Source organism: Sinorhizobium glycinis, assembly GCF_001651865.1.
Taxonomy (GTDB): Bacteria; Pseudomonadota; Alphaproteobacteria; order Rhizobiales; family Rhizobiaceae; genus Sinorhizobium; species Sinorhizobium glycinis.
In genome coordinates, this window is sequence record NZ_LPUX01000058.1 from 1 (window position 1) to 11,439 (window position 11,439).

An 11,439-nucleotide genomic window follows, 5' to 3' on the forward strand; every position below is an offset into this window, starting at 1 on the left:
CGCCGCCATGCAAATCTGGAGCAAAATCGCGTGTGTCGCCGCAGCCTGACAGCCGTCCCCGCCAGCTATCGCTGCATCAATTTGCTGATAACTTTACAGTGCCCGCTCGGCCCATCAGGCGCTCCGCAATATGCAGAACGTGCTGTGGGCAAAGCGGCTCTATTGGGTGATCGATCTCGACATACAGAAGTACTTCGATTCGATCCCGCACTCTTACCTCCGGGCGTTCCTCGACCAGCGAGTCACCGACGGCGTCATCCGACGGATGATCGATAAATGGCTGAATGCTGGGGCCATCGAAGATGGTCTCCTGCGCCGAACGACAGAAGGATCCCCGCAAGGAGGCGTCGTCTCGCCCTGCCTCTCGAACATTTTTCTGCACTATGTGCTGGATGAATGGTTCGAGACCGAGGTGCGGCCGCGGCTTCGTGGGGGCTGCACCATTGCCCGCTATGCTGACGATGCGATCATGGCGTTTGACAACATCGTCGACGCCCAACGTGTCCTGGCAGTTCTGGGCAAACGTCTTGGACGGTACGGGCTTACGCTCCACCCGGACAAGACGCGCCTCGTCGACTTTCGCCCGCGAAGGACGGAGAGCACACGGCATCCGGAGACGGATGGCACCAGCTTCGACTTTCTCGGCCTGACCCACGTGTGGGGACGGTCGCGCAGAGGAAAAGCCATGGTGATGCAAGTCACGGCCAAAGGCCGCTTTGCTCGTGCGCTGGCAGCGGTGAGTGACTGGTGCCGGAAACACCGGAACTGGTCGATCCGCGATCAGCACCGCCATCTCTCGTCCATGATGTGGGGCCACTTCGCCTATTATGGCGTCGGAGGAAATGCTCGGCGATTGCGATGGTTCGCCCATCAGGTCGTGAGGATATGGCAGAAATGGCTATCTCGACGAGATCGTCAAAGCGTGTTCCGATGGACCCGTCTTAACGAGATCCTGAAACGCCATCCGCTGCCGCCAGCCAGAATTGCTCATTCATTTGCTGCCGTGAGCTAAACTCTACCATGAGGAACCGGATGCGGGAAAACTGCACGTCCGGGTCTGTGAGGGGTGGGGCGGTAACGCCCCCACCTACTCGGCAGCGCTTCTTGCGCAGCGGACGCAGCGCCCGGGCCAAGGCATTGCCATCGCCAAGCGGCGCGAGGGCGCCGAAGAAACGCAGGCCTCCGGCCGCCTGTGCCGACAGCAAGCGCTCGAGGAACAGGCGGCGGAACAGCCGGGAGAGCACCCGGACCGGCAGGAAGAAACGGCGGCGGCGACAGGCGATCCAGCGTCGGCCAGCACGCCGCCGGGGACGAGGCAGTGGAGATGCGGGTGATGGGTCAGCGTCTGCCCCCAGGTGTGGAGGATAGCGAGGAAGCCGAGTTCGCCGCCGAGATGCCGGGGATCGGCGGCAATGGTCTTGAGCGTCTCGGCGGCCGCCTCGAACAGCATCGTATAGAGCTGCCGCTTGTTCTGATAGGCGATCGCGGCGATCTCGGCCGGCATGGTGAACACCACATGGAAGTACGGTACCGGCAACAGATCGGCCTGACGGTCGGTAAGCCAGCGATCGCGCGTGGCACCCGGGGGCCCTCAAGCCGATGTGTTGGAATGCATTCGTTCGCACATTCCATGGTTTGAATAGGCCCCATACAAAAAATGGATTTCCCAGTCTTGCCACATGGTGCATAGCGAAGCTCCCCACGCGTGCCTCGCCTACGCTACCTTTCGTTGGGACATGACACCACGACAATAGAGAAAGGCTGATAGATGAAGAACGTCACATACCTCTTGGACCCGGAGTCTTTCGCACTATTGGGATTGCCGACGGTGTCGGCCTCGCGCCGATCTTTGGTTTGCTCGGTTTTGCCGCCTAGTGCAGATGATCCGCTTTGACGATTCGCATGCGCTATTCTTAGAGATGAAGAAGGACTGCGCGATGGGGAACAGCGTTCACGGTTTTTGCCTAGGCCGGTGGAACACGAAGGTAAGGGCACTTGTCTGCCGCGCCTGCCAGACAATCGGAACCGAAAACACGGTCCACCGCTATTGCACGCCTCTTACTGCCGCCCATGTTGCAAATTTAACCCGAATTTTCGGAGGTATATCTCATGAATCGCAGGACCGTGCTGATGCTCGCATGCACCGCAGCAGTCGCCACATGGCTCGTAGCCTCGCCGGACGTGCGGGCGGACCCCGTTGCGGATATATGTTACCTTTTTTGCCCATCGGAGCAGGATGACACCGTTGGCGCGTTTTGTTCATCTTTTTGCTCCTCATCTTCGTCCCTTCCGCTTCCAACGGACCCTCAGAGCGGAAGCCAGGTAGAGAGACAAAATCCGACTCGAACCACAGACGCTGCGAGCCGAACGTCAGAGAGGCCGTGACAGGAGTAGTACGATTCAGGCCTTGGCGGATCGTCTGGGTCTCGAAAAAACGCTCTCCAGTTGCAGAGCCGCTGTCAAAGATCGGTAACGCTAGCGATTGTTTCGGCGAGCGATGTGGCTCGACGCGCATCGCGATCTGGTTGGCTTAATGGCGCGAGACCTGTGTCGGCACAGCGGTCAAGGTAACCGGGCGCCAAGGCCTGCCTGCTGAGGCGGTCTTGGGCTGGGACAGCCCGCAATATGGAAGAGAACAAGCCGACTGGTGCTAAAGCCTCGTGTTTCTGAGCAAAACGTCACCCTCCACTCCGCGTGGAAACTGAGCCACCAATTCGAACGAAGGCAGTAGGTCAAGAATTGCGCGCAGGGGCAGTTGACCTTCATACAGCTCCTGGTCACTATATTCAGTGTAGATGAAGCGCGTATTGTTTAGAGTCTCTTTGCCGCCAGCGATGACGTCGGACTCGGCCCCCTGCACATCCATCCAGATCAGGTCGATACTCTCCAAGCCAGCCTCACTGCACCAATCGTCCAGTCTCCGAGTCTCAACTGAGATGGGTCCGTCAAACCGGACCCACTGATATTCGGAAAGGTGATTCTTGGGCTGGCGTATTGAGCCTGACAGATCCCATTCCTTTGCATCTCCATTACTGGGGTGGAAATCGATTCTGCCGTTTCGATCACTGATCGCGACTTCAAATAGCCTCATCCTGTCCAAAGGCCCCATGTTTTCCCTACAGCGAGCAGCGGCTCGGGGGTCTGGCTCAAAGCAGAAAAGCTGGGCCTTCGGACGAAGCTGGAGAAAGCGTCGCGCATCGCTTCCATCATTGCAACCGATGTCCAGAATCACGGGGTCAGGCTTTTCAAGGAGCGAAACGATCTGTCGATGGACCTTCAAGGAAGACGTTGGCTTTCCTATGCCCTCCGCAAATTCGCGAAGGCGTTGCTGAAGAGAGATTAGCAGGCCTTCTTTAAGATACCGTCCTACTTCCATGAAATTACACCTCAATATTGATTGCAGATGCGGGTGCTGACCGCTGGTGAGACATTGAGTGCTCGTGCCGCGCTTCGCTGGAGCCTCAACGAATGCCGCCCATCACTCATGAGCGTCTCGGCCCCACCAGCATGGGTGAAGGAGAGGGACGGAACTACCGCGATTGTCATAGGCGGGCACCGCTTGACAGATTGATTGAACTTGATAGTGGTTCCGCTGCAGAGCCGGCGCGCATTGGATGCAGTCGCACGCTACGCTGCTCCCAAAGCCCACGCAGTTCATTTAGGAGCGCTTCACGCTGGTTCTGATTGGGCGCGATGAGGTCCAAGATATCGCCGAGCGGAGCTTCTCCATCAATCCGCATTAGCAGTTCGAACAACTCGGATGAAATCCGCACGGCTTCTCGGCTGGAGGGACCCGTGCGGATCTCGCATACCGTCTCTTGGCGGTCTAACGCCGTAAATGCACGCACTTGATGGAGGCTTGAATAAGGCGGCAACGAAAGCGCAAGTCTACTCCAGTCCTCCGGTGACGCAGTCCGCTTCTTGATGAGATACGACCCAACCACGAGTCCATCCAAGTCGGTGGTCAAAAATGTGGTCACCGCATCCGCAACCGAATCCACTATCGGCTCAACATTATTGTTGAAGGACGTGTTGAGCAGAATCGGGACACCTGTTCGTTTCCTAAAGGCGGTGATGACCTCCCAATACGCTTGATTGATGTTGCGCGATACTGTTTGCAAGCGCGCCGTACCATCGACGTGCGTGACGGCACCGAGCAGATTGCGCTTGGATTCGCGCACAGGCACTACGAAATTCATAAAGGGAAATTCCTGCCTGCTATCTGGCAATTCAAAGAACTCGTTGGCGTCCTCCTCCAACACGGATGGCGCAAAGGGGCGATAGCCTTCGCGCTTCTTGACAATCGCGTTGATCCGATCCTTGTTTGTGGCCGGCCTAGGGTCGGCAAGAATGCTACGGTTGCCAAGCGCACGCGGTCCGAATTCCGATCGTCCCTGCATCCAGCCGATAACGGCGCCATCGGCGATCCACTCGGCTGCTCTGCTGGCCACATCATCGCAGCGTTCGATTTCAATGTGGCCGCCCCATGCAATTAATTCCTGCTCCACGGCGCGGTCGCTCCCGAGATCAGGACCCCAATAGACCTCCTGCAAACGCTCTCGAGGTGCGGACTGCCCTAGTTCATTAGACATCATCAATGCAGCGCCTAATGCGCAGCCAGCGTCGTGTGCCGCGGGTTGCACGAAGATGTCTTGGAAGATTCCCGAGCGCAACAGCTTACCGCTCAAAGTGCAGTTGTGAGCTACTCCTCCGGCCAAGCTTAAGCGCTTTATGCCGGTGATCTCGCTGTGATGCCGTAGAACGTGAAACACAATCCGTTCGAGTGCTTCTTGCAACGAAGCACTCAAATCTTTATGCTGCTGAGTGAACGGCATCCCTTTTCGGCGTACCTCAATGCTGCGAAGCAGCGTGGGACCAATCCGGTCCAGATAGATCCGGTAGCCACCGTTGTCTAATAGCTCGTAGAACTGTTCGAAGAGGTCGCGATGGGGAGCGGGGTCGCCGTACGGTGCAAGCCCCATGACCTTGTATTCATCAAACATGCCGTAACCGAGATATTTTATGGTCTCAAGGTACAAAAGCCCTAAAGAATCGCTCTCCGGAAATGTCGCAAGCGGTGTGACTTCCGTGCCAGATCCTATCGCCAAAAGACCCGAGGCGAAGTCTCCACCGCCATCAATTGTCAAGATGAGACTTTGTTCGAAACCCGACATAGAAAACGCGCTCCAGGCGTGCGACAGGTGATGGCTTACGAATGAGATTCGCGACGGATCGACCTCAGTACCAAATTCCTGCGCGAGCAACCCACACAACAACAGCTTGGCATACAACGGTATTGACATGTGCGGCTGAGAAACGAGCAAGCGCTCGAGCATAGCATTGCAAAATGCCTCGGTTGCATAATACGCGAGCAGTCGATGTCGCTGAGCTGAACCCCGGCGTATTCAAGGCAGTATTGAATCGAACGGCGCGGCAGCTTGTTGGAATGTTTGATTCTATTAAGCCGCTCCTCTTCGACAGCAGCTATCACTCGGCCGTCTCGGACGAGAACCGCTGCACCGTCGTGCATAAATGTATTCGGCAGATCGAGCGTGTTTTCGTAAATCTTGCTTAGACCGCCACTCAGTCCTAGACACAGCATGTTGCTCTCCAATCTCTCGTCACTTGTAACAGGTAGGCCCTGTGCTCCGACTGAATTTAGTCGTTTGCTAAGCTCAAGCAGTGCTCTTTCTGCCGTAGGTCAGGACATTAAACGCCGCCGAAGAAGTCCCACAGATAAGAAGAATGGCATCACTGCAAATATACAAAGCGCGCTGATGTGCAGAGCGACGCCTCCGCCTGGGCGATCTAGCATCGCTGGACGAATGAGCTCGATTGAATGTGACAGCGGCAGCAGATGCGATAGCTTCTGAAAAATGTCGGGCAGTTGGCTGACTGGGAAGACCGCTCCTGACAAAAACAGCATGGGTGTAAGGAAGAGCGTCTGGTAAAATATGAAATAGTCGTAACTGGGCGCAAGTGCTGTGACGATCATCGCCAGGCTTGCAAAGGCGAACCCCGTGAGTGCGATCACTGGCAAGGCAAAGAGAACGGACGGCCACGATGCAAAGCCCATTGTGGCTGCAACGAGCATCATTGCTGTCCCGGCCAATAACGCCTTGCTGGCTGCCCACGCCAGTTCACCGAGGACGATGTCCCCGAGCGTGAGTTGGGTGCACAGGGCTGATTCCCAAGTTCGTTTTGCGTGCATGCGAGCGAAGGTCGCGTGAATAGTCTCGAACGTCGCGGAGATCATTGCGCTTGTTGCAACCATGCCAGCCGCCAAGAACGCGACATATGGAATGCCGTCGACGCGACCCACCATCGCACCCAGGCCGAAGCCGAGACCAAACAGCGAAGTCACGGGCTCGGCGAGGTTACCGAGAATTGAAGCGATCGCGGCTTTCTTCCATGCCATATAATTACGGCGCCACACTGCAATCCAATTCCAAGGATTGGCGGGTAGGACCGCCGCGTAACGTTTCCACATCGCTCAGTCCTTCATTTCGCGCCCGGTCAACCGCAAGAACACATCTTCAAGATTCGGTGGACGCTGCAATAGGCGTAGACCGGTTCGCCCGCGCAATTGCAAGCGCACCTGTTCTGGATCGGACGAATAGCAAAACAGCGTCTCACCGCTCACTTCGACACGCTGAGCATATGGTCCGACAACTGAAGTCAGCTCCCGCGGATTGCCGCCGTAGATCTCAATCACGTCGCACCCGATCTGCTCGTCGATCAGCGCGTGAGGGCGGCCTTCCACGATCTTCCGTCCGTGCTCTATAACACACAAGCGGTCACATAATCGGTCCGCCTCTTCCATGAAGTGGGTAGTCAGTAGAATCGTCTTGCCAAGCGCCAACAAGGACCGCAGCCGTTCCCATATTAGGTGGCGAGCATGCGGATCGAGGCCGGTAGTCGGCTCATCCAGTATCAGGAGCTGTGGGTCGTTGATCAGCGCACAAGCCAGCGTCAGCCGTCTCTGCATACCGCCGGATAATTGCGCCACGGGTACATCCGCCTTGCTCTCGAGCCGAGCGAAATCGAGCAGTGGTGGAATGGCTTCCTCGAGCTCGCGAGTACGCAGGCCGAAGTAACGTCCGAACACCAGTAGGTTCTCGCGCGCCGTGAACTCGCGATCAAGTGTGTCGAATTGCGGAACCACCCCTATGCGGCTGCGCGCCAAACGCGCGCGGGCTGGCACCGGCTCTCCGAGCACTGTGATCGTGCCTTCATCAGGCGGTGCCAGGCCGAGAACCAGACGCGATACCGTGCTTTTGCCCGCACCGTTCGGTCCCAGCAAGCCGAAACATTCTCCTGAGGTGATGGTGAATGACAGTTGGTCGACAACGACTTTGTCGCCATAAGACTTACTGACGTTGGTAAGCTCGATTGCCACATCTGATTTGGAGCAAGATAGCGAATTATCCGCATTGCTATGCCCGTGGCACTTCTGCTTGCGTGCATTGCTCTCAGGCCGCCGCGACGGTGAGCTTGAGACATTTGCTCGAGTCAATAGCTGCAATTTCTCGTCCTATCTTAAATTCGCTTGCCTGTTTGGCAAAGCCGGCTACCGCCACCGCAGTGACTGACTGATGTCAGCAGCCTCGCAAGCTGCGCAAGGCTGAGCCAGCGACGCGGGTGCCGCAGTTTCAGACGGCTCCGCAGCGCTTGTTTTAGCAATGGGGTTCAGGAGAATCCTTTACGCCGTTGGGTGCGGCAGCCGGGGAACCACGCGACAGCCAGTCGCTGTTGCTCAACGTGCACAACGCATATGCTTTGAGGGGGAGCAGGAGAGCGACGTTGAGGAGGGTGTGCAGCGAAAACCCAAGGAATCGCAGCTCTCGCGCTCGAAACGCCGCCACGCCGCAGCGGACCATTGTCATAGATGCAATCATCAGGATCGTCGACCAAGGCACTGTGGCCGTCAGAGCGAGCTGTGCTAGCCCCGTCAGGACCGAGAGGGCTAGGAGCAGCGGACCAAGATTCTGTCCGATCACGTCCAGCGTAAGATAGCGATCAAGGCCCGGCAGTAGGCGGAGCGCGAGCAATGTGTCGCGAAACGTGCTGCGTGCCCAGCGCAGTTGTTGGCGCAGATAGGCCCCCATCGAGTTTGGAACGACCGTCGCCGCGATGGCGTCCGGAACGTACTCGGTTCGAAAGCCTGCATTCAGCATGAGGATTGTGAGGTGGCGGTCTTCCCCGAAGTCGCTTGGCCTGCCTCGAAACAGTTGCGTCTCGTATTTATCGAGCAGCAATAGGAGTGCGGACCGCCGGTACATGGCACACGGGCCGCAGCAACACATAACGGCTCCAAAGCGAGCCTGTGCTGCTCGTTCCTCGTTGCAGGCGAGCCAGTACTCCATGTCGATCAACCGCGTCAGCCATGTGTCGCTGCGGTTGCTGGCCGTCAACTGACCCATCGCCGCGCCGACCGCGGGACTGTACATCTTCAGGGCAAGTTTCGTGACTACGTCCGGCGCAATGGTCGTGTCCGAGTCAACGTTGAGCACCAAATCTCCCGATGATTCCCGTATTGCGACAATCTGCGCCTTGCGCTTTCCGACGTTCTTTGGCATCAGGATAAAGCGGAACCTCGGGTCGCACGCATAATGATCGTGTACAGGTATGATGGCGTTGCGATTGCCAGAACCGTCGTCAACCACGTAGACCCGCAACTCTCCAGCGTAGTCTTGCTTTGCAATGGAAGCTAGGCACGCCGAGAGCGCGCGCGGATCCTCATTGTAGCAGGGGACGATAACATCCACGCTCGGCGGTGCACCGGAGCCGGTCACGGGCGTTGACGCAGCTGTGGTGTTTGTTGGCAAAGCGTATATAGCTTGCATGCCTTTGTAAGCCGTCGAGAGTGCTGCATACAAGGAGATGGCTACGGCGCCGGTCGTGCCAAGCAGATCCATGAAAAACCGTCCGTTTAATGATTCTGAGGAAGCGAGCGGATTATAAATCCGCGGTCGTGCAAGGCAGGGATGAGACGAGACAACGCCGCCACCGTCTGGTCGCGAAAACTGGCGTCAGTGTTCGCCAACTCGTCGGGAGGGCACCCATCGTGCAGGAGAATGATTGAACCGGGCCGGACCGAGGCGAGTACCGCATCGACGATTGCGTCGATACCGGGGCGGGACCAGTCCCGCGGGTCCACAGACCAGTGCACAGCCGCCAGTCCAGCGTTTGCCGATGTTGTCAGCACGTCATCGCTCCAAATTCCGTAAGGCGCACGTATGTGCCGCACCGAAGCCTCGGGGCAGGCCATCCTGATGGCCCTGTTCGCCTCGAGTACTTGGCGTTCCACGTCCCGACGTCCGCAGGCAGACAGGTCCGGATGGGTCATTGTATGGTTGGCGACCTCGTGCCCTTGCGCAACCATGCGTCGGATGAGTTGCGGCCGGTCCTTAGCATAAGCCCCGATGACGAAGAAAGTCGCCGGGACACGGTGTTCGGCCAGCACATCGAGGACCTCAGGGGTAAAAACCGGGTTAGGACCGTCGTCGAAGGTCAGGTAGACGCTCGGGGCCCCAGTGCCGCTTCTGGGCACTGTCCGGAGATAGTCAAGCTGTTTCATAGTTCCGGACCGTTTCGTTCGATCAGTGTGCCGGATGGCCATTCGCTCATTGGACGTCCAATCGGAAAGACCACAACGAGTACGTCTTCAGTGCGCGTTGGCGGCAGGTTGAGATAGACATCTGAAAGGGTGGACCGCACGCGAACGCCAGCCACAATTGTACCGAGACCGTTTCGGCAGAGTCTGCCCACAAGCTTGTACAGCGCGTGTCGAACGGCGCCAAATGCGAACGGAACGCCAAGCTGCTGCAGCACCGGATACATGACGCGGATGGAGTGGTTGAGCCCGAGTCCTTCGAGGTCCGGGCGAACCCCCCACAAACCCAGTTCCGCCACCAACAGATCGGCATCGCCCACCCTGATAAAGCGGCGCAACAGCCCCATGTGAGCAGCCACTCCGTGAGCGTCGTAGCCGATTACACGGAACTCCGGCCTTGCTCCGGCCCAACTGTGCCCACCTTCAAATGGTCTTGCGTTGAACGTCCCGGTCGGTCCATAGGTCTTCCGGAAGAACTCAGCGAGTTCAGTGTGGTCGGAGAGCTCCAGCTCATTTTCCCAGCACAGTTTCCACCGCATCTGAGGACGCATATCCAAAGAACTCCACATCTTGCTGCTTCTTGAAACGTACATCAAACGTCCGAAGTGGCCGGGGTCGATGGACGCCCGACACTGTCGTCGAACCCGCATTGCGGACCAAGTTGGTTGTTATAACCTGCACAGTGAGTGGGGGACATTTCCCGACCTTCCCGTATCACTCGCAAATCTCTACCAGCGACACACTTGATTTCTTCAAACGTGAGCATCTTCTAATAGTGATTGGACGGATCCGTAAAATTGATTGTTTGGATTATATCCATTCATACTGTGGATACACCCGGCCCAAGTCTCCCTGCTAGCAACGGTTGATGAACGAACCCGACACCGCGGCGGGAGCATCAGCTTCGGCCAGCCAATCACGGGCGTGCGGCCACGCTCTCGAAAACAAGGAAGTTGGATCAAAGAACAGGCTGAGACTTGGCCGCCAACGGCAAAGAAGCTAATACCGCTACTGCTCCCGCGCCGTTCGGCAGATACGTTTCGGCCACAGCCACGGCTTGTTCGGCTCGGGCAGCTATATCAGGCAGTGCCGTCTCGTCGATCATGATGCGCTGATTTTTCCTGTAGGATGGAACGTGGGCGTAGCCAAATACGGCAAGCCGGTCGCGGCGCATTGCGACCGCTGCCGTCGCGCTCTGAACGCAGGACTGCACGGTCTGGTGCGGGAGGCCGTACATGAGGTCGAAGTTGATGCGACTTATCCCAATCCGGCGCAGGTTTTCAATAGCCGCGGTCGTCTGCGCCTTTCTCTGGACCCGGTTGGTTGCTTTTTGAACAATGGGATCAAAGCTTTGCACGCCGAGACTCACGTGGCTTACCTCGGCCGCTCCTAAGGCTTCGGCCATCTCGGCCGTGAAGGTGCGCGGCTCGATCTCGACAGCGATGGTTTTCCTGAAGGCGAAACTGCGACGCAGAAGATCCATCAGAGCCAGAAAATCTTCTGGCTTGATGATGGTTGGTGTTCCACCGCCGAAGTGCACGTCGCTCACGGGCAGCGCCTGCGGCGCTTGGGCTGCTACCAAACTTATCTCCTCACTAGCGCCGTCAGATAGTCGAGGATCGATGCGTCTCGACGAGTTATGCTGTTGGGAAATCCGCAATACCAGCACATCGACCGACAGATCGGAATGTGGAGATACAACGACACCGGATCTGACGCCGGCAAGTTCCTCAGCCACCCCTTACTAGTGGATGGAATCTAACACTTGGTGCCCCCGTTTGACGGCAGCGATGATTTTGTCGGGATCGGCGGTCCAGGTGAAG

The 11,439-nt window shown here is 57.4% G+C and carries 7 protein-coding genes and 3 pseudogenes; 1 reads left to right on the plus strand and 9 read right to left on the minus strand.

The annotated features are described in order from the left end of the window. Positions 1 to 130: 130 nt before the first annotated feature. On the plus strand, positions 131 to 1,012 hold the full coding sequence (locus tag AU381_RS13550) for a reverse transcriptase domain-containing protein (RefSeq protein ID WP_015633482.1): 882 nt from the start codon (positions 131 to 133) through the stop codon (positions 1,010 to 1,012). A gap of 40 nt (positions 1,013 to 1,052) precedes the next feature. Here the strand turns inward: AU381_RS13550 and AU381_RS13555 are convergent. The 9 genes and pseudogenes from AU381_RS13555 to AU381_RS13600 form a co-directional block, all read right to left on the minus strand. After that, positions 1,053 to 1,579, minus strand: a pseudogene (locus AU381_RS13555) (IS91 family transposase); the annotation flags it as partial. Positions 1,580 to 2,650: 1,071 nt separating this feature from the next. After that, positions 2,651 to 3,376 carry a 2-O-methyltransferase NoeI gene (gene noeI / locus AU381_RS13560; protein ID WP_014858065.1) on the minus strand — a complete coding sequence of 242 codons (726 nt, stop codon included), beginning with the start codon at positions 3,374 to 3,376 and terminating at the stop codon, positions 2,651 to 2,653. 166 nt (positions 3,377 to 3,542) lie between these two features. Continuing rightward, a pseudogene (gene nolO / locus AU381_RS13565) lies at positions 3,543 to 5,602 on the minus strand (nodulation protein NolO). A gap of 99 nt (positions 5,603 to 5,701) precedes the next feature. Beyond that, positions 5,702 to 6,490 (minus strand): nodulation protein NodJ, encoded by a 789-nt coding sequence (gene nodJ, locus AU381_RS13575; protein ID WP_015633485.1) that lies wholly within the window; start codon positions 6,488 to 6,490, stop codon positions 5,702 to 5,704. A 3-nt stretch (positions 6,491 to 6,493) separates the two neighbouring features. Beyond that, complete coding sequence (gene nodI / locus AU381_RS13580; protein WP_015633486.1) at positions 6,494 to 7,525, minus strand: nodulation factor ABC transporter ATP-binding protein NodI; 1,032 nt, start codon at positions 7,523 to 7,525, stop codon at positions 6,494 to 6,496. A 151-nt stretch (positions 7,526 to 7,676) separates the two neighbouring features. After that, positions 7,677 to 8,918 carry a chitooligosaccharide synthase NodC gene (nodC, locus tag AU381_RS13585; protein WP_014858070.1) on the minus strand — a complete coding sequence of 414 codons (1,242 nt, stop codon included), beginning with the start codon at positions 8,916 to 8,918 and terminating at the stop codon, positions 7,677 to 7,679. 14 nt (positions 8,919 to 8,932) lie between these two features. Then, a complete protein-coding gene (nodB, locus tag AU381_RS13590; RefSeq protein ID WP_010875356.1) occupies positions 8,933 to 9,580 on the minus strand; it encodes a chitooligosaccharide deacetylase NodB in 648 nt (215 codons plus the stop codon). After that, positions 9,577 to 10,167 (minus strand): nodulation N-acyltransferase NodA, encoded by a 591-nt coding sequence (nodA, locus tag AU381_RS13595; protein ID WP_015633488.1) that lies wholly within the window; start codon positions 10,165 to 10,167, stop codon positions 9,577 to 9,579. The genes nodB and nodA overlap by 4 nt, the downstream gene beginning before the upstream one ends. 470 nt (positions 10,168 to 10,637) lie before the next feature. Next, positions 10,638 to 11,374 (minus strand): annotated as a pseudogene (locus AU381_RS13600) (radical SAM protein); the annotation flags it as partial. Positions 11,375 to 11,439 lie beyond the last annotated feature (65 nt).